General features: G+C 56.7%; 17 protein-coding genes and 2 tRNA genes. 4 read left to right on the top strand and 15 right to left on the bottom strand.

Going from position 1 to position 17,857, the window contains the following annotated elements; all coding sequences use genetic code 11:
* Nucleotides 1-140: 140 nt before the first annotated feature.
* The 9 genes from AC0TNG_RS11705 to dnaQ form a co-directional block, all read right to left on the bottom strand.
* Entirely contained in the window at nt 141-1,742 is a 1,602-nt protein-coding gene (locus AC0TNG_RS11705) for a gamma-glutamyltransferase family protein (RefSeq protein WP_370884134.1), read from the bottom strand.
* A 9-nt stretch (nt 1,743-1,751) separates the two neighbouring features.
* Nucleotides 1,752-2,627: an ABC transporter permease gene (locus AC0TNG_RS11700; protein ID WP_024909458.1), complete on the bottom strand. Its 876-nt coding sequence runs from the start codon at nt 2,625-2,627 to the stop codon at nt 1,752-1,754.
* Between the two features lie 2 nt (nt 2,628-2,629).
* Nucleotides 2,630-3,571, bottom strand: coding sequence for an ABC transporter permease (locus AC0TNG_RS11695; protein WP_015571382.1), 942 nt, complete (start codon nt 3,569-3,571; stop codon nt 2,630-2,632).
* An 18-nt stretch (nt 3,572-3,589) separates the two neighbouring features.
* Nucleotides 3,590-5,104 (bottom strand): ABC transporter substrate-binding protein, encoded by a 1,515-nt coding sequence (locus AC0TNG_RS11690; RefSeq protein WP_208763519.1) that lies wholly within the window; start codon nt 5,102-5,104, stop codon nt 3,590-3,592.
* A 2-nt stretch (nt 5,105-5,106) separates the two neighbouring features.
* Nucleotides 5,107-6,189 carry an ABC transporter ATP-binding protein gene (locus tag AC0TNG_RS11685; RefSeq protein WP_290094493.1) on the bottom strand — a complete coding sequence of 361 codons (1,083 nt, stop codon included), beginning with the start codon at nt 6,187-6,189 and terminating at the stop codon, nt 5,107-5,109.
* Entirely contained in the window at nt 6,186-7,199 is a 1,014-nt protein-coding gene (locus AC0TNG_RS11680; RefSeq protein WP_290094492.1) for an ABC transporter ATP-binding protein, read from the bottom strand. The genes AC0TNG_RS11685 and AC0TNG_RS11680 overlap by 4 nt, the downstream gene beginning before the upstream one ends.
* Nucleotides 7,196-7,915 (bottom strand): FadR/GntR family transcriptional regulator, encoded by a 720-nt coding sequence (locus AC0TNG_RS11675; protein ID WP_024909454.1) that lies wholly within the window; start codon nt 7,913-7,915, stop codon nt 7,196-7,198. Before AC0TNG_RS11675 ends, AC0TNG_RS11680 begins: the two co-directional genes overlap by 4 nt.
* Before the next feature lie 379 nt (nt 7,916-8,294).
* A tRNA-Asp gene (locus AC0TNG_RS11670) sits at nt 8,295-8,371 on the bottom strand.
* A gap of 132 nt (nt 8,372-8,503) precedes the next feature.
* Nucleotides 8,504-9,235: a DNA polymerase III subunit epsilon gene (gene dnaQ, locus AC0TNG_RS11665; RefSeq protein ID WP_055726119.1), complete on the bottom strand. Its 732-nt coding sequence runs from the start codon at nt 9,233-9,235 to the stop codon at nt 8,504-8,506.
* Between dnaQ and rnhA the strand changes: the two genes are divergently transcribed.
* On the top strand, nt 9,189-9,767 hold the full coding sequence (rnhA, locus tag AC0TNG_RS11660) for a ribonuclease HI (protein ID WP_175557791.1): 579 nt from the start codon (nt 9,189-9,191) through the stop codon (nt 9,765-9,767). The genes dnaQ and rnhA overlap by 47 nt on opposite strands.
* Here rnhA and AC0TNG_RS11655 read toward each other — a convergent pair.
* Entirely contained in the window at nt 9,764-10,483 is a 720-nt protein-coding gene (locus tag AC0TNG_RS11655; RefSeq protein ID WP_024909452.1) for a class I SAM-dependent methyltransferase, read from the bottom strand. The genes rnhA and AC0TNG_RS11655 overlap by 4 nt on opposite strands.
* A gap of 32 nt (nt 10,484-10,515) precedes the next feature.
* Between AC0TNG_RS11655 and gloB the strand changes: the two genes are divergently transcribed.
* Nucleotides 10,516-11,274, top strand: a complete 759-nt coding sequence (gloB, locus tag AC0TNG_RS11650) for a hydroxyacylglutathione hydrolase (RefSeq protein ID WP_090418137.1) — start codon at nt 10,516-10,518, stop codon at nt 11,272-11,274.
* Between the two features lie 68 nt (nt 11,275-11,342).
* Nucleotides 11,343-12,707: a murein transglycosylase D gene (mltD, locus tag AC0TNG_RS11645; RefSeq protein ID WP_032645479.1), complete on the top strand. Its 1,365-nt coding sequence runs from the start codon at nt 11,343-11,345 to the stop codon at nt 12,705-12,707.
* 52 nt (nt 12,708-12,759) lie between these two features.
* On the opposite strand, the gene AC0TNG_RS11640 is transcribed toward mltD, so the two are convergent.
* The 3 genes from AC0TNG_RS11640 to AC0TNG_RS11630 all read right to left on the bottom strand — a co-directional run bounded on the left by AC0TNG_RS11640 (nt 12,760) and on the right by AC0TNG_RS11630 (nt 15,721).
* On the bottom strand, nt 12,760-13,533 hold the full coding sequence (locus tag AC0TNG_RS11640) for a class I SAM-dependent methyltransferase (RefSeq protein WP_048990296.1): 774 nt from the start codon (nt 13,531-13,533) through the stop codon (nt 12,760-12,762).
* Nucleotides 13,534-13,608: 75 nt separating this feature from the next.
* Nucleotides 13,609-14,409, bottom strand: coding sequence for an endonuclease/exonuclease/phosphatase family protein (locus AC0TNG_RS11635; RefSeq protein ID WP_024909448.1), 801 nt, complete (start codon nt 14,407-14,409; stop codon nt 13,609-13,611).
* Nucleotides 14,410-14,545: 136 nt separating this feature from the next.
* Nucleotides 14,546-15,721 carry an MFS transporter gene (locus tag AC0TNG_RS11630; RefSeq protein WP_417926894.1) on the bottom strand — a complete coding sequence of 392 codons (1,176 nt, stop codon included), beginning with the start codon at nt 15,719-15,721 and terminating at the stop codon, nt 14,546-14,548.
* A gap of 104 nt (nt 15,722-15,825) precedes the next feature.
* Between AC0TNG_RS11630 and yafC the strand changes: the two genes are divergently transcribed.
* The gene (yafC, locus tag AC0TNG_RS11625) at nt 15,826-16,731 is read left to right on the top strand and encodes a DNA-binding transcriptional regulator YafC (RefSeq protein ID WP_473713217.1); all 906 of its coding nucleotides are present in this window, start codon (nt 15,826-15,828) and stop codon (nt 16,729-16,731) included.
* Between the two features lie 29 nt (nt 16,732-16,760).
* Here the strand turns inward: yafC and dkgB are convergent, their stop codons facing one another.
* Together dkgB and AC0TNG_RS11615 are read right to left on the bottom strand one after the other, a co-directional pair.
* The gene (dkgB, locus tag AC0TNG_RS11620) at nt 16,761-17,564 is read right to left on the bottom strand and encodes a 2,5-didehydrogluconate reductase DkgB (RefSeq protein ID WP_024909445.1); all 804 of its coding nucleotides are present in this window, start codon (nt 17,562-17,564) and stop codon (nt 16,761-16,763) included.
* 160 nt (nt 17,565-17,724) lie between these two features.
* Nucleotides 17,725-17,801, bottom strand: a tRNA-Asp gene (locus AC0TNG_RS11615).
* Nucleotides 17,802-17,857 lie beyond the last annotated feature (56 nt).

Here is a 17,857-nt window from a genome sequence, read left to right as displayed (position 1 = left end):
CTACAGGAAACGCCTCAGCGATTTACAGCCGGATCAGGGCATCGCTGTAAGTCATTAATTATCCTGAAACAATATTTATCGCTTCCGGCTAAAAAATTACCGGGGATCCCTCAGCCCAAAGGGAGAGGGAGGATAAAACATTAACTCACCAACGCCTGCCCGTCTTTGCGGCTTTCCGTCGCGGCCACGTAGTGCCCTTCCGGCAGGCGATAGATCACCTGCGCCCCGCCAAAGTTGTAATCCTGCAGCGGATCTTCCACCACGATCTGATGCCCGCGTTCGCGCAGCGCGGCAATCGTGTTGCGATCGAACGTCGATTCAACGATCACCTCCCTGCCCTGCACCACGCGCCAGCGCGGGGCGTCGATTGCCGCCTGCGGGTTTTGCCCGTGCAGCATGATGCGCAGCGCCATCTGCATGTGCCCCTGCGCCTGCATCGGGCCGCCCATCACGCCGAAGGACATCAGCGGCTGGCCGTTGCCGTCCATCGCAAAGCCCGGAATGATGGTGTGGAACGGACGCTTGCTGCCCGCCAGCGCGTTCGGGTGATTAGGATCCAGCACAAACCCGCAGCCCCGGTTTTGCAGGCTGATCCCGGTATCCGGCACCACGATGCCTGAACCGAAGCCCATATAGTTGGACTGAATAAACGAGACCATCATCCCGCTGGCATCCGCGGTGCTGATGTAGACCGTGCCGCTCTGCGTCGGGGAACCGTAGACAAAATCAGATGCGCTGTCGTGGTTGATCAGCGCCGCGCGCGACTTCAGGTAATGGTCGCTCAGCAGCTCTTTCGCCGCGAACGCCATGTGCTCTTCGTCCGCCACGTAGCGGTCGAGATCCGCCAGCGCCAGCTTCATCGCCTCAATGGAGAGATGCAGAGACTGCACGGAATCTGGATGATGCTTCTCAATGCCGCACTGCTCAAGAATGCCGAGCGCAATCAGCGTGGCGATCCCCTGACCGTTAGGCGGCAGCTCCTGCACCGAACCGCCCGCGAAGTCGCGCGACAGCAGCTCGACCCAGTCCACGCGGTGGTTGGCCAGATCTTCAGCCGTCAGGTGCGCGCCATGTTCTTTGGCGAAGGCAGCAATTTTCTGCGCCAGCTCGCCGCGGTAAAAGGCTTCGCCGTTGGTGCGGGCGATCAGCTCCAGCGAGTTCGCCTGCGCCGGGTTGCGGAAGATCTCCCCCACGCGCGGGGCGCGGCCTTCCGGCGCGAAGCAGGCGCTGAAGCCCGGCTGATCTTTCAGCTTGCTATAACCGCGCTGCCAGAGATGCCCAATCAGCGGCGAGACCGGGAAACCGTTGCGCGCATAGTCAATGGCGGGCTGCGCCAGGGTGGTAAACGGCAGCGTGCCGAAGCGTTCCGCCAGCGCGACCCAGCCGGATACCGCCCCCGGCACGGTCACCGCGTCCCAGCCGATTTCCGGCACCGTGGTTTTACCGGCAAACAGATCCGCATGCCAGCTCGCAGGCGAACGACCGGACGCGTTCAGGCCGTGCAGCTTTTCGCCGTCCCAGACGATGGCAAAGGCATCGCTGCCAATCCCGTTGCCGGTCGGCTCGACCACCGTCAGCGCCATCGCGGTGGCAATGGCCGCATCCACGGCATTCCCGCCCAGCTGCAGCATCTTCATGCCCGCCTGCGCCGCCAGCGGCTGAGACGTCGCAACGGCGTTATGGCCCAGCATCGGCGGGCGGCGTGAATCGTAACCGGACGTAAAATCAAGCGCTTTGGTCATCATGACTCCTTAGTCATGGCGCGGATCGAGCGCATCGCGCAGCCCGTCGCCGAGTAAATTAAAGCCCTGCACGGCAAGGAAAATCGCCACGCCGGGGAAAATGGACATCCACGGGGCCTGCTCAAGAAAACCTTTCGCGGTGTTGAGCATGGACCCCCAGGACGGATTGGGCGGCTGCTGTCCCAGCCCTAAAAACGACAGGCTGGCTTCGGCGATAATCGCCGAGGCAATCGCCAGCGTGGCCTGCACCAGGATCGGCGACATCACGTTGGGCAGGACGTATTTAATGATGATCCAGCGATCCGGCAGGCCAATCGCCCGCGCGCCGTCGATATACTCTTCGTTGCGAATGGCGATCACCTGGCCGCGCGTCAGGCGGGCAAAGATCGGCATCGCGGAGAGGCCAATGGCGATCATCGCGTTGGTCAGGCTTGGGCCCAAAAATGCCCCCAGCGCGATCGCCATGATTAGGAACGGACAGGCCAGCAGCGCCTCGATAAAGCGCGAGATCACGCCGTCCCACATCTTCTGGAAGTAGCCCGCCACCAGCCCCAGCGGCACGCCGATAACCACCGCAATAACGACCGACATACAGCCCGCCATCAGCGAGGTGCGAGCCCCCCAGATAATGCGGGATAAGATGTCGCGCCCCAGCTCGTCGGTGCCGAACCAGTACATCGCCGACGGCGCTTTGCGCACCGCCAGGAAGTTGGCTTTCACCGGGTCGAACGGGGCGATCCACGGCGCCAGCAGCGCCACCAGCACAAAGAACCCCACCACCACCGCGCCAATCACCGCGCTTTTATTGCCGAGGAATTTCTTCAGTACCCGGTTCTGCGCGCGCGGCAGCGCGGGCGTAACGGTTTGCGTCGTCAGTTCCGCCATGGTTAACCTCGCATTTTCGGGTTGATAAGGACGTAGAGCACGTCGGCCAGCAGGTTGAGCATCAGGAAGCCAATCGCCACGATCAGCACCACGCCCTGCACCACCGCGTAGTCACGGTTAAACACCGAGTCGACGATCATCTTGCCAAAGCCCGGAATGGTGAAAACCTGTTCGGTCAGCACCGCACCGCCCAGCAGCTCGCCAAACAGCAGCGTGGTGAGGGTAATCACCGGCACCAGCGCGTTGCGAAACGCGTGCTTTAAGATCACCGCCTTCGGCAGCAGCCCCTTAGCGCGCGCGGTGCGGATGTAATCCGCCTTTAGCACGGCAATCATCGAGGCGCGGGTATGGCGCATCAGCGTTGCCGCGAGGCCCGTTCCGAGAACGGACGCGGGCAGCAGCAGCGTACGCAGGTTCTGGATCGGATCTTCACTGAACGGCACGTAGCCGGAGGCGGGTAGCCACTGCAGGTTCACCGAAAAAACCAGAATCAGCAGGATCCCCAGCCAGAAGTGCGGGATCGAGATCCCCGAGATCGCCACGAAGTTCGCCCCGTGATCGACCCAGCTGTTTTTGTTCACCGCCGCGAGGATCCCCATGCTGATGCCAAACACCAGCGCGATAATCATCGCCAGCAGCGACAGCTCCAGCGTGACCGGCAGCTTGCTGGCGATCAGCTGCGTCACCGGCTCGTGCGTGCGTAAGGAGACGCCCAGATCCCCCTGCAGCGCCCGCGTCAGCCAGTGGAAATACTGCACGGGGATCGGCGCATCGAGGTTCAGCTCCGCACGCAGCTGAGCGATGACCGCCGGATCGCGCTCCTCGCCGGCCATGGCGATCAGCGGGTCGCCGGGCAGCAGCTTTTGCAGCCCGAACACCATCATGCTCACCAGCAGTAGCGTCGGGACGGCCAGCAGCAGACGTTTGCAAATCAGTTCCAGCATGGGCTCTCCTCAGGACGGTTATTTCGCCAGCGTCAAACCCGCCAGACGCACGATGCCGTCCGGGTAAGGCTTAAAGCCCTGCACGCTTTTGTTCAGGCCGAAAATGCGCGGCTCGAAGTAGAGGTAGGCAATAGGCATGTCGGTTTGCAGCTGCTTCACCACCTTGTCGTACAGCGGCTGGCGCGCGGCCTGGTCGGTGTTCTGGCGTGCCTGGGTCAGCCATTCGTCAACCTGCGCGTTGCTGTAGCGGCCGTCGTTAAGGGTGCCTTTGCTGTTGATAAAGCCGTAGATGCTGCCGTCCGGATCCGGGCGTCCCGACCAGCCGGAGAAGCTCAGCTGATAGTCACCGCTCTGCTGGCGATCCAGCAGCGTGGCGAATTCGGTCATCTGCAGGTTCAGGGTGAAGCCCGCCTCGGCCACCATCGCCTGCAGCACCTGTCCCACCTGCTGCGAGGTAGGGTTGTTCGGCACCAGCAGGTTGACGGTCAGCGGCGTGGTCACACCGGCGGCTTTCAGCAGCGCTTTGGCTCTGTCGACGTCACGCGGCGGCACCGGCAGGTTGACGTGATACGGGCTGACCGGTGAAAACGCCTGGTTGGCCGGGGTGTAGAGCCCTTCAAAGACCACCTGGTTTAACGCATCGCGGTCGATAGCCTGCGAGAAGGCTTCGCGCACGCGGGCATCTTTGAACGGATCGTTCGCCGGCACCTTGCCGTTGTTGATGTTAAAGGTGATGCCCTGATAGCCCAGGCCCGTTACCTTTGCCAGCGCCAGCTTGCTGTCAGCCTCGACGGTTTTCACATCGCTGGCGGCGATGCCTTCGGTCAGGTCGAGATCGCCCGCCCGCAGGTTCGCGAGGCGCACGGAGGCATCCGGGATCGGCAGATAGATAATTTTGTCGAAGTGGTAGGCGTCTTTGTTCCAGTAGTTGTCGAAGCGGGTCAGGACGATGCGGTCCTGGGACACGCGGCTGTCGAATTTATACGGGCCAGAACAGACGGGATGGGCAGCAAAGTCAGGCTTTTTCGCCGCCTCGGGGGCCATCATTGCACCCGCGCGGTCGGTGAGCTGCATCAGCAGCGCGGCATCGGGGGTCTTCAGGTGCAGCGCAATCTGCATTGGGCCGGTGACCTCGACCGATTCAACGGAGGAGATCTCGCTCTTACGCAGGGAGCCTTTCAGGGTCAGGGCGCGGTCGAGGTTGTATTTTGCCGCGGCGGCATCGAATTTCTCACCGTCGTGGAAGGTGACGCCTTCGCGCAGATTGAGCGTCAGGGTTTTACCGTCCGCACTCCACGCCCAGTCTTTGGCCAGACCGGGAACAACCTTCAGATTTTCATCCACGTCCACCAGCCTGTCGCACAGGGAGGCAAACACGAAGCGGCCATAGTAGGTGCGCGCCAGATGCGGGTCGAGCATGTCCGGGTCAGCGCCCAGACCGATTCGCAGCACGCTTTCAGAATGGGCGGGCAGCGCCGCGCCAAGCAACATAACACTTCCCAGTACGGTCAAAAGAGAATTACGCATTGTCATTATCATGAGTTCCTTGAAGGAAGGGACGAGTGAGTGGCCGCGTGTTCAAACAGCGCGCGGCGGCGCAGAAAAGCGGCGGATGGCGGTGCAATCTGGATAACGCTGCGATCGCGGTTGATCTCCTGCCAGCGGTGGCAGGCAACCTGACGCCCGCCGTCGAGCACCTGATTGATCGGCTCGACCTGGCGGCATTCGTCGGTGACGTACGGGCAGCGGGTGTGGAAACGACAGCCGGACGGCGGGCTGGCTGGGTTGGGCAGATCCCCCTGCAGCAGCGGCGCATCTCGCTCAATGCCCGGCTGCATCTGCGGCGCCGAGGCGATCAGCGCCTGGGTATAGGGATGCAGCGGCGCGTCAAAAATCTCACCCACGGTGGCAAGCTCGACGATTTGCCCAAGATACATGACCGCCACGCGGTCGCTCATATGGCGGATCACCGCCAGGCCGTGGGCGACAATCACCATCGTCAGCCCCAGCTGGTGCTTCAGGCTTTCCAGCAGGTTGACCACCTGCGCCTGAACGGAGACGTCCAGCGCGGATACCGGCTCATCACCCAGCAGCAGCTTCGGTCCCGAGGCCAGCGCGCGCGCAATGCCGATACGCTGGCGCTGCCCGCCGGAAAACTCGTGCGGATACCGGCCGGCCCAGGCGGCGGGCAGGCCTACAGTCTTGAGCAACTCGGCAACGCGGTACTGGCGATCCGCTTTTTTCATGTTCTGATGCAGCCACAGCGGCTCACCGACGATCTGCTCCACCGTCATGCGCGGGTTTAGCGAGGCGAAGGGATCCTGAAAGATGATCTGCAGCTCGCGCCGGAGCTGATTGAGGCGCGCACCCGAGGCATGCGTGATCTCTTCCCCCTGGTAAAACACGCGCCCTTCGCTGGCGGCCAGCAGGCGCAGCAGCAGACGGCCAAGCGTGGATTTTCCGGAACCGGACTCGCCGACGATCGCCAGCGTTTCGCCCGGCATCACGGCAAGCGAAACGCGATCGACCGCCGTGACAAACCGTGCCGGAGTAAAGAGTTTTTTCGGGCCGGGGAAAAGCTTGCTGAGGTCACGGGCTTCAAGAATGGGCGTGGTCATGCGATTTCTCCCAGGGCAATGTGCTGTTCGAGCGGCACGCGGAAGCAGGCGACCTGATGGCCCGCGCCGAGCGTGGTGAGCTGCGGTTTTTCAGCGTGGCAGCGCGTCTGCGCAAACGGGCAGCGCGTCGCGAAACGGCAGCCCTTCGGCATGGATTCCGGGAGCGGGACCGCGCCGGGAATGGTGGAGAGCTGGCCCTTACGTGCGCCCAGCGAGGGGATCGAGCCCATCAGGCCGATGGTGTACGGGTGCTGCGGATCGGCAAAAATAGCCTCCACGCTCCCCTGCTCCACCACCTGCCCGGCATACATCACGGCGACCTGCTGGGCGACTTCTGCCACCACGCCTAAATCGTGGGTGATCATCAGCACCGCCGTGCCGGTTTCCTCTTTTAAGGCGTTGAGCAAGGCAAGGATTTGCGCCTGGATGGTGACGTCGAGCGCGGTGGTGGGCTCGTCAGCAATCAGCAGTTTGGGACGGTTAATCAGCGCCATCGCAATCATCACGCGCTGGCGCATGCCGCCGGAAAGCTGGTGGGGATACGCTTTCAGGCGCATCTCTGCCGCCGGGATCTGTACCTTCTCGAGGATCTGCAGCGCGACCTTCATCGCCTCTGCGCGCGAGACGTTCTGGTGTCGTATAACCGCTTCGCTAAGCTGATCGCCCAGCGTAAACGCCGGATTGAGCGAGGTCATCGGCTCCTGAAAAATCATCGCCAGCTCGCTGCCGCGCAGATCGGCATATTCCCGCGGTGAGAGCTTTAGCAGGTCGTGGCGGCGAAACTGCATCTCCCCGCTGACGATCCGCGCGCTGGGGGGCAGTAACCCCATCAGCGCCAGTGAGGTGATACTTTTCCCGCAGCCGGACTCCCCCACCAGCGCGAGCGTTTCGCCTGCCCTAACGGTCAGAGAAATACCATCAAGCACGCTAACCGGCGAGCCAGCAAACGTAACGTTGAGGTTTTGCACTCGCAATACGGGCGTGGCGTCCTTAAAGGGTATTGTCGTCATGGCGTGAAGTCGTCCTCGAGGTGGATCGCCTGAATCAGGGCGGTTTGCAGGCTGAGCAGGTGTTCGCGCATGGCGGCCGCGGCTTCATTAGGCTGGCGATGGATAATCGCAGCCATGATCTTATGGTGGTGGTCGTTATAGCTGTCGACACGTTCGGGGGTGCGAGCCAGCTCGCGCAGATGCTGCCAGCCCGGTTCACGCCGCACGGCATCAATGGCATCAAACAGGCCGAGCATCAGACGGTTGCCCGCCGCCTCGGCAATCGCCCGGTGAAAGGCGCTATCCCACAGCTCGTTGAGATCGCGGTCATCCGGGCTGACCTTATCGATGCGTTCCAGCATGCGCTGCATGAGCGCGAGGTTTTCCCTGGTGGCACGCAGTGCCGCAAGCCGGGCTAAGCCGGGTTCGAGCTGTAGACGAGCTTCCATCACTTCCAGAAGGTTGGTCTGCTGAACCAATCCCTGAAGGGCCAGCGGTTCAACAGGTGCCGCCGGACCAATAAAGGTCCCTTTGCCCTGCTTACGCCAGATGCGCCCCTCTTCTTCCAGCACGTCCAGCGCACGACGCACTTCACGTCGCCCTACGCCGAGAGTGTCCGACAGCTCACGTTCCGTGGGCAGCGGTATGCCTGGTGTTGACTCATGCTGGTTGATTAGCCCGCGCAGCTGCTCAAGCGCGGTGCTGGAATTGGCCAGAAACCGTGACGGTTTTTCCATATTGGTTCGCTCGCTTTCATCATAATTTTATTTTTATTAACGATAAGTTATTGATATGGAATGAAGCTTATCGTGCTAATGATTAAGCAATAACCAAACCAATACGCAATTGGTTCGGTTATTTTTTGGAAAGCGGGAGATAACCAAATGATTCTGCGTGAATTATTTTTACAGAAAGACACATTCTGACTGAGGTCTGAAGAGAGGAATGGTGGTTAAATGCACAACATCAGTGCAGATAACGCACTATATTTGTGCAATTGTTAATTAATTGCACCATAGATATTAACTTTTTGTTAACAATTGTTGAGGGGATGAGATTACAGAATGCTGAAACGACGAAGGCCTGAATCATTTCTGATTCAGGCCTTCTGAATAGTGGCGGAACGGACGGGACTCGAACCCGCGACCCCCTGCGTGACAGGCAGGTATTCTAACCGACTGAACTACCGCTCCACTGTTCCCGTTTGGGGAACGAGGCGCATATTACGGTGCGCCTCCGATCTCGTCAACGCTTTTTCTCGCGTTTTGAATCGTTTGCTGCAAAAATCGCCCAAACGATGATTTTACAGGCATTCCGGCGTTTTTTCAGGCGCGCCACATACAGCTACCGCCCTTCTTCTGGACCAGATCAAGCCGGGATTCGTGGTTATGAAGCTCTTCATCACTGGCTAAAACAACCCGCAACCGGCTTGCCTGACGGACAACACGCTGAATGCCCGCTTCGCCTTGCGTCTGCTGGGATTCATTTTCCATACTGAACTTCATTGAGGTCTGCCCGCCGGTCATCGTCAGATAGACATCCGCCAGGATCTGGGCATCGAGCAACGCCCCGTGGAGCGTTCGTTTGGTATTGTCTATCTCGTAGCGCGAGCAGAGCGCATCCAGGCTGTTACGCTTGCCGGGAAACATCTTCCTTGCCAGCGCCAGGCTGTCCGTCACCTTACAGAAGGTATTCGTCTTCGGGATATCACGATTAAGCTTGCTGAATTCATAATCCATAAAGCCGATATCGAACGAGGCGTTATGGATGACAAGCTCGGCACCCTTGATATATTCCAGGAACTCGTCAGCGACATCAGCAAACGTCGGCTTATCCAGCAAGAACTCATCGGCAATCCCGTGAACGCCGAACGCTTCCGGATCCACCAGCCGATCGGGTTTGAGGTAGACGTGGAAGTTGTTCCCCGTAAGACGACGGTTCACCACTTCAACGGCGCCGATCTCGATGATCTTATGCCCTTCGTAGTGCGCGCCGATCTGGTTCATACCGGTGGTTTCGGTATCGAGGACAATCTGGCGAGTAATTGCAGTGCTCATAGCGGTCATTTATGTCAGACTTATCGTTTTACTGAACGTTTCGAATACAGGAAGTCTACCAGAGATGCGTAAACAGGTAGAAATTTTCACCGATGGATCTTGTCTCGGTAACCCAGGCCCCGGCGGTTACGGCGCGATTATGCGCTATCGCCAGCACGAAAAAACTTTTAGCGAAGGCTATTTTCTGACCACCAACAACCGGATGGAGTTGATGGCGGCCATCGTGGCGCTGGAGGCGTTAAAAGAACATTGTGACGTGGTGTTAAGCACCGACAGTCAGTACGTGCGCCAGGGGATTACCCAGTGGATCCATAACTGGAAAAAACGCGGCTGGAAAACCGCCGATAAGAAACCGGTCAAGAACGTCGATCTCTGGAAACGTCTTGATGCTGCGCTGGGCCAGCACCAGATTAAGTGGGAGTGGGTTAAAGGCCACGCAGGCCACCCGGAAAACGAACGCTGCGACGAACTGGCGCGTGCTGCAGCATCCAATCCCGCTCATGAAGATGCGGGCTATCAGCCCGACGTTTAATCGGTTTTTTTGTACTGCCGCGTGGCGCCGACGGTCTGGCGGATGGGCGTTTTCGACTTGCTCTGCTTCATGGGGTTAAGCGTAAGGGGAATGGTTCGCTTACGCGCGACGATAAACTGCAAACAGCCCAACGCGGGGAGGTGGGTACTCAGTACAACGCCCCCCTGCCGCGCCCAGGGCAGCACCTGAAAACCACCGTAGCAGAGCACTTCAAAGTTCAGCAACGAAAGCCAGTCGAGCTGGCGCATCATGGTGAACATCCGGCTGTTGTAAGGTGGGGCCCGGCGTAGTACCGGTACCAGCTTACGCAGGCCCATCAGGCTTAGCGGATTAAACCCGCTCAGTACCAGCCAGCCGTCATCAATCAGCACGCGATCGGCTTCGCGAAGCAGACGATGCGGATCGCTGCACCAGGGCAGCGTGTGGGCGAGCAAACAGGCATCAACGGATTTCTCTGCAAACGGCAGATGCAACGGGTCTGCCTTCACCTGAACCGGCGCTCCGCCGAGAGAGACGTTGACCTGATGCGAGATAGCGCAGCTTTCGGTATTGATTTCCGCGCTGAGATTGCCAATCTTAAGCAGGTGAAAGCCATACATCTTCGCAAGCCAGGGCTTCAGCTGTTGTTCTAACGCTTCGCGATAGTATTCACCCCAGGGCAATTCCGCCCAACGTTCCGGTGCTGCGACAGTCTGAGGTATCCTTGCCGGTTTCATCAAAACACCCGCCACGCTATAAGAGGTAATGTATGAATCTTATCAGTATTCCAGCCTTTGAGGACAATTACATCTGGGTTTTGGTTGACGACGATCGCCGATGCGTCATTGTCGATCCCGGAGAATCCTCCCCCGTTCTGCGCGCAATAAAAGAGAACGGCTGGCAGCCGGAAGCCATTCTGTTGACGCATCACCATCACGATCATACTGGCGGCGTGCCTGAACTGCGCGCTCATTTTCCGCATCTGGTGGTTTACGGACCGGCGGAGGCACAAGATAAGGGCGTCACGCAAGTAGTCGAAGAAGGCGAAACTATCCTCATACGCGAGTGGGAGTTTTCCGTATTTGCTACACCAGGTCACACTTTGGGACATCTGTGTTTCTACAGTAAACCTTATCTTTTTTGCGGCGACACGCTGTTCTCCGGAGGCTGCGGAAGACTGTTTGAAGGCACGCCAGCTCAAATGCACCAGTCTTTACAGAAGATTAATGCGTTACCCGATGACACCATTATTTGTTGCGCCCATGAGTATACATTAGGAAATATGAAGTTTGCCGTGAGCCTCTTACCCGAGGATCGGGCGATTCAGGATTATTATCACAAAGTGAAGGAGTTACGTGCAAAAGACCAAAAAACACTACCCGTAATTCTGAAAAATGAGCGCCAAATTAATTTATTTTTACGAACAGATGATCTTGATTTAATTAATAAAATTAACCAAGAAACAAATTTGCAACAACCAGAACAGCGATTTGCATGGTTAAGGTCAAAGAAAGATAACTTCAGATAATTGCGGGTTGCCTTTTCAAAATTTCGCCGTTATTATCGCTCGTCTTTTAAGCAACTATTGACACACACATGAAGGCAAAAGCGATATTACTCGCCTCTGTCCTGCTTGTAGGTTGCCAGTCGCAGAACGGCAGCAACGTACAACAGCACGCACAGAGCCTTTCTGCAGCTGGTCAAGGGGAAGCAGGGAAGTTTGCAAGTTCGGCGCGCTGGATGGACGATGGAACATCTTTCGCGCAGGATCAAGACTTGTGGACCTCTATTGGCGACGAGCTAAAGATGGGAATTCCGGAAAATACCCGGATTCGCGAACAGAAACAGAAGTATTTAAGTAATAAGAGCTATCTCCACGATGTAACGTTACGGGCAGAGCCGTATATGTACTGGATAGCCGGGCAAGTTAAGAAACGTAACATGCCTATGGAGCTGGTACTCCTACCCATAGTGGAGAGCGCTTTTGACCCACACGCGACGTCTGGCGCCAATGCCGCAGGCATTTGGCAGATCATTCCGAGCACCGGGCGAAACTATGGTCTGAAACAGACCCGCAACTATGATGCGCGTCGCGATGTTGTCGCTTCAACGACAGCCGCTCTCGACATGATGCAACGTCTGAACAAGATGTTTGACGGTGACTGGCTGTTAACGGTCGCAGCGTACAATAGTGGCGAAGGTCGTGTACTGAAGGCAATGAAAGCGAATAAAGCACGGGGTAAATCCACCGATTTTTGGTCGCTCTCACTGCCACAGGAAACAAAGATTTACGTACCGAAAATGCTGGCATTGAGCGATATTCTCAAGAACAGCAAGCGTTACGGTGTACAACTGCCAACACCAGACGAAAGTCGTGCACTGGCGCGTGTTCGCCTCAGCAATCCGGTTGATATTCAACAGGTTGCTGATATGACGGGTATGTCGGTAAGTAAATTGAAAACCTTTAATGCTGGCGTTAAAGGCTCCACCCTGGGGGCAAGTGGCCCGCAGTATGTAATGGTTCCGCAGAAACATGCTGAGCAGTTACGTGAGTCTTTAGCTTCGGGTGAAATCGCCGCCGTTCAGTCAACGCTGATCGCGGATGTCTCATCAGTTAACAGCCGCAGTTATAAGGTTCGTTCAGGTGATACGCTTTCGGGCATTGCTTCACGTCTTGGCGTGAATGCGAAAGATCTGCAGCAGTGGAATAACCTGCGCAGTTCAGGCCTGAAAGTGGGTCAGACTCTGACGGTAGGTGCAGGTAGCAGCGCACAGCGTCTCGCCAGCAACAGCGATAGCATTACCTATCGCGTGCGCAAGGGCGATTCACTGTCCAGTATCGCAAAACGACACGGCGTGAACATCAAGGATGTGATGCGCTGGAACAATGATACTGACAATCTGAAACCTGGCGACCAGCTGACGCTGTTTGTGAAGAACAGCGCGACGCCAGACTCCTGATAGCACGATCGAAAGATAAAAAGGCACCGATTCCCCTCGGTGCCTTTTTTGTTTATCCCGCTTTTTGCGCTTCAGCCATGATGGTATCGCTGGTAAACGAGCCATCGTCCTGCAGTTCAAAGTATGCCTTTACCTCTGCGGACGCACTCTCCTGATACAGCCTGATTGCCTGGCTTAATGCTTCCGGGGTGCGCATACGCGCGATCCACGAGCTGAACTCAAGCGGTAAGCGGTCTGTAATCAACGCACGCGCGATCAGTCCCGCTTCAGTGATGAATGACAACCACTCTCCGCCGGCGTAGTTTTGCACGTGCGAGGTATCGCGCAGCGCTTCGACCGTCTGCAGCCAGATATTGCGCACCGGATGTCCAGGAGACATCACATCCATAATAATGAAGATGCCGCCCGGCTTCAGAACACGTCTGACTTCGCGTAATGCCTGGCCAACATCATGCCAGTGGTGCGCGGAGTAACGGCTGATCACCACCTCAAACGACGCATCATCAAAAGGTAATGATTCGGCATAGCCCTGACGCGTATCAATGTTGTCCAGCCCCTTCGCTTTCGCCGCCTCGGCAACGACGTCCAGCATCTGGCTTGATAAGTCATACGCGGTAACGTGCGCGACATGCTGTGCAGCCGTAAAGCTGGCATGCCCTGCCCCGCAGCCTAAATCCAGCACGTGGGCCTGCGGGAATGCCGCCAGACGTTCACCGAGACGCACCAGATCGCGGCCAGAAGCATGCACTGCGCTGCTCAGGTAGGCATTTGCCTGAGAACCAAACTGTTTTTCTACGTTGTCATGATGGGAGTGTGTTGTTGTCATTGTACTGTCCTTTGTGAGTGGAAAATAAAGGGCAGCACCCGCGCAGGCCTGCCCCACGGCAGACCTGACACACCATTATTTATCAGGTTTGCCGGGACTGAATTCGACTAGTAGAGGGTTATGATCCGAGGCGCGCGTCACCAGAACAGAGGCGTCATGCACGCTCAAACCACGATAGAAGACAAAGTCGAGAGGACGACCAAAGGCTTTTTTGCGCTGGTCATCGCTAAAACGAACTTCACGCAGCGACATTTCGCGCGCAAAGCGATACAGCGCGTTCATGCGTGGACGGCTCCAGGCATTGAAATCGCCCGCCATAATAATGGGCCCGCTGTGATGCGCAATCTGATCGCCAATGGGAAGTAACTGCTTACTGTAGACATCCACGCCCAGGCTGAAATTTACCGCGTGGATATTCACGACCATCAACATACGGGTATCCGGCAGCGGATAGACCGTCACCAGCGCCGATTTTGCCAGACGCAGAATAGGTTCACGTTCGCGCAGAGGACAGCAATAGACGGGATGTGCTGCTGAAAGCGTCATCACGCCTGAGGGGTGTTGTGGCAGAACAAATGCAGGCACCTGGTCGGCGGCAAGATAGTTCGTGGTGGCAAACCGGACCAGCTCAGGGGTGGTTTGCGCCTCCTGGAGCAGAACCAGATGGGCATCTTTGCCAAAATTCTTGAGGACCGATAACCACTCTGCACGCTGCTGCTTAAAGATATTCCACACCAGTACACGGATTTTTTCATCGCTGCTTAACGGAGTGCCGGCGGGTAATGCCTGGCTTATGCTCGCAAATGACCCCGGAGGCAAGATCCTCTCCGCGGGCATTCCGGCAACATAACGCATGGCATAGGTATTTTTTCGCACTTTTGGAAACAGCCTCTGTAACATGAACCAGCCCGGAAAACGGACTGGTTCTAATGTTATAGGGACTTTAGGTCATACTTTCAACGCAATTTCTGAGAAACCGCTTTCCAGTTTTGTAAGCAAGCACTTACTGATTTTATCCCAGCGCGACACGAGCGGGTTTATCAAGACGTCCACTCAGGCCAATCAACAGGAAGGCGACCAGGACAATCACCGCGCCAATCCACGGGGTCTGAGTTAATCCAACATGCTCTACGGTTTGTCCGCCAATGACAGAGCCCAGCGCGATGCCGATATTAAATGCGGCAATGTTCAGACCCGATGCCACATCCACCGCATTGGGCGTATAGAGTTCGGCTTTCTGGACAACGTAAACCTGAAGCCCGGGCACATTACCAAAGGCAAAGATCCCCATGACCAGCACCGTGACCAGCGCGGCGTAGTGTAGCGAAGCCGTGAACTGGAAAATCATCAGCAGAACAACCAGGGCGGCGAAGATGAATTTCAGCGCCGGTACCGCACCATGCTTATCCGCAAGCTTGCCGCCCCAGATATTGCCAATCGCAACGGAAATACCGTATCCCAGCAAAATCCAGCTCACGGCATTGGGGGAGAAGCCTGCCAGGTCCTGCATCATCGGTGCCAGGAAGGTGAAGGCGGTGAATACGCCGCCATAGCCCAGTGCCGTGACCGCATAGATGATCAGTAAGCGCGGATGCGTGAGCACCTTCAGCTGATCGCGCAGGCTGGCGCTGGCCCGGCCAGGAATATTCGACGGTACCAGCAGCAGGCTGGTCACCAGGGCAATGACGCCCAGTAAGGAGACGGCCAGGAACGTTTCACGCCAGCCGAAGTGTTGTCCGATAAACGTGCCCAGCGGTACGCCCGTAACAAGAGCGACGGTCAGCCCACCGAACATGATCGCAATGGCAGACGCCGCTTTCTCCTTGGGTACCAGGCTGGTTGCAATAGTAGAACCAATCGAGAAGAACACCCCGTGTGCAAGGCCGGTCAACAGACGAGCGATGACCAGCGTGGTGTAGTCCGGTGCCTGCCAGGCCAACACGTTGCCGGCGGTGAACAGCACCATCAGCGCGACTAACAGCTGCTTACGCGGAAAACGTCCGGTCAGGGCCGTCAGCACGGGCGCACCGACGGCGACGCCCAGGGCATAGATGGACACCAGCAGCCCGGCGGAAGGCAACGAGATCGCAAGCTGGTTAGCAATGGTGGGAACCAGCCCCACGATAACAAATTCGGTCGTGCCAATTGCAAAGGCACTGATCGTCAGGGCAAGAAGCGCCAGTGGCATAAAATACTCCGTATCAACAGGATTAAGATGACAGGCAGTATGCGCCAGTGCTTAAATAACAAAAATGGTCAAAATATCAATAGAATTTTGCGGGTGGTGCAACAATGAAAGCAACGTCAGAAGAGCTGACAATCTTTGTCGCCGTCGTTGAAAGCGGCAGCTTTAGCCGCGCGGCCGAACAGCTGGGACAGGCTAACTCAGCCATCAGCCGCTCGGTAAAAAAGCTGGAGATGAAGCTTGGGGTGAGTCTGCTCAACCGAACGACGCGTCAACTGAGCCTGACGGAAGAAGGAGAGCGTTATTTTCGCCGCGTGCAGTCGGTACTGCAGGAGATGGCTGCAGCGGAGACGGAGATTATGGAGACCCGCAGCACGCCGCGTGGGTTACTGCGCATTGATGCGGCCACGCCGGTGGTGCTTCACTTTCTGATGCCGCTGATTAAACCTTTCCGCGAACGTTATCCGGAGATGACGCTCTCTCTGGTCTCCTCAGAGACGTTTATCAACCTCATCGAGCGTAAAGTGGATGTGGCTATCCGGGCAGGAACCCTGACCGATTCAAGCTTGCGTGCCCGCCCTCTGTTTGCCAGCTACCGCAAAATTATCGCATCACCAGAGTATATTGCTGAACATGGTAAACCGGAGACGGTTGAAGAACTGAAGCAGCATCTGTGTCTGGGCTTTACGGAGCCGGTGTCACTGAACACCTGGCCTGTCGCCTGTCATGATGGTCAACTTCATGAAATTACCTGCGGATTATCCTCAAACAGCGGGGAAACATTGAAGCAGCTATGCCTTACCGGGAATGGCATCGCCTGTTTATCGGATTACATGATTGATAAAGAAATTGCGCGCGGTGAACTTGTGGAGTTAATGGCCAATAAGCGTCTGCCGGTAGAGATGCCTTTTAGCGCAGTGTATTACAGTGACAGAGCGGTAAGCACGCGCATACGGGCCTTTATTGACTTCCTGAGTGAACATATAAAAACAGCTCCCGAAGGAGCTGTGTGAGGGTTCAGGTTACAGAGGGTGGGTAAAACTTAATCCCAGTGAGGGGCTAAGCCTTCCGGGCTGACCAGGCGATCGTTGCACTCCAGGGCTGCGATCGCTTTTTTATCGTCAGCATCCAGGTGAAGATCCGTTGCTAACAGGTTGCTGGCCAGGTTTTCACGCTTAGTTGATGATGGGATCACGGCATAACCTTCCCCCATTGCCCATGCCAGAATCACCTGCGCAGCAGTCGCGTTATGTTTCTCAGCGATACGCGTAATCACTTCATCTTTCAGCGCTTTACCGTAGGCCAGCGTCATGTATGACGTGATGTGGATCCCGTGCTGTTTTGCCCAGTCCACGACTTTGCGGTTTTGCAGGTATGGCGACAGCTCAATCTGGTTGGTCGCAATATTTTCTGCGCCAACAGCGGCAATGGCTTTTTCCATCAGCGGAATGGTGAAGTTGGAGATCCCAATTTCGCGGGTTAAGCCCTGCTTTTTCGCTTCCAGCAGCGCCTGCATGAATTCTTCCACGGAGACGGCATCGTTCGGTGATGGCCAGTGGATCAGCGTCAGATCGACGTAGTCAGTACGCAGTTTTTTCAGGCTCTCTTTCAGGCTAGGGATAAGCTTGTCTTTGCTGAGATTCTCAATCCAGATTTTCGTGGTAATGAACAGCTCATTACGCGGTACACCGCTCTCTTCGAGAGCTTGTCCAACGGCAGCTTCGTTTTCATAGATCTGTGCCGTATCAACTGCGCGATAGCCCAGTTCGAGTGCGGTTTTAACTGATGCGATAACAACGTCGTCTTTCAGGCGGAAAGTGCCCAGACCAAATGCAGGGAGAGTCATAATATTCCTCAATCGTTATGTTCGTAAACTGAGGACGATTATCGCTGGCGGTGTTATAGAGAAAAAGATCGCAAAACGCAGAGGATTTTTGCTAATTTCGCAATAATTAAACGTCAGATAAGAAAAAAGCCCTGAGCGTTAGCTCAGGGCTTTTAATAAGTGGCGGAACGGACGGGACTCGAACCCGCGACCCCCTGCGTGACAGGCAGGTATTCTAACCGACTGAACTACCGCTCCACCGAAGACTGCTTGTAACCACCGGATTTATGCACCGGCTTACTACTTAATTTGAT

The sequence above is a fragment of the Enterobacter sp. PL_is514 genome (assembly GCF_055816715.1).
Note: the sequence above shows the minus strand (reverse complement) of the source record. Positions and strands in the feature narration are given on the sequence as shown.